Origin of the sequence: Vibrio sp. 10N.286.46.A8, from assembly GCF_041470165.1 — a bacterium.
Taxonomy (GTDB): domain Bacteria; phylum Pseudomonadota; class Gammaproteobacteria; order Enterobacterales; family Vibrionaceae; genus Vibrio; species Vibrio tasmaniensis_A.
The window spans coordinates 1-497 of record NZ_JBFRLX010000371.1; the positions used below are offsets into that span (position 1 = coordinate 1).

At 42.9% G+C, this 497-nt stretch carries 1 pseudogene; it reads right to left on the reverse strand.

Annotated elements, in window-relative coordinates:
• Positions 1-379: pseudogene (locus AB4232_RS22505) on the reverse strand (9-hexadecenoic acid cis-trans isomerase); the annotation flags it as partial.
• Positions 380-497 lie beyond the last annotated feature (118 nt).

The following is a 497-nucleotide window of genomic DNA, read 5'->3' on the forward strand; positions in this document are numbered from 1 at the left end:
CGTTTAGCACTGGATGAAAATCCGCATCACGCCACTCTTGTGTGGTTATCGCGTCTTCAAACAGGCGGGTAGGGGCTGAGGCGGTTAAACGGGTGCCTTGATAAACGAGTGCCTTACTCGCCCCTCGGTCGATACCTTCAACTGAAGACATTTTTAGCTGGCAAGGTGCATCATAACAAGCGTGGCAAACAACACAGCGGCTATCAATGATAGGCTTTACTTCGTCAATGAAATGCTGTGCTTGAGATGAAAGAATAGGCGCTTGGCGATCACGGACTTGCTGTTCACCAAAGAGCTGATCGAAGTTCAACCCCGCGTAGACGGCACAACCTGAGAAGACGCTAACAAAAGCTAAGATGAAGAGTTTTTTCAAATTCATACGTATTAAAGATTAGGCATTTTCTCTAATTATATCGAAAATGATTGAAAAAGCTCATGTTCTGACTATTTTATAGATAAGATATTGATGTAAGTTATTTACTAGAGACTAGAGACTA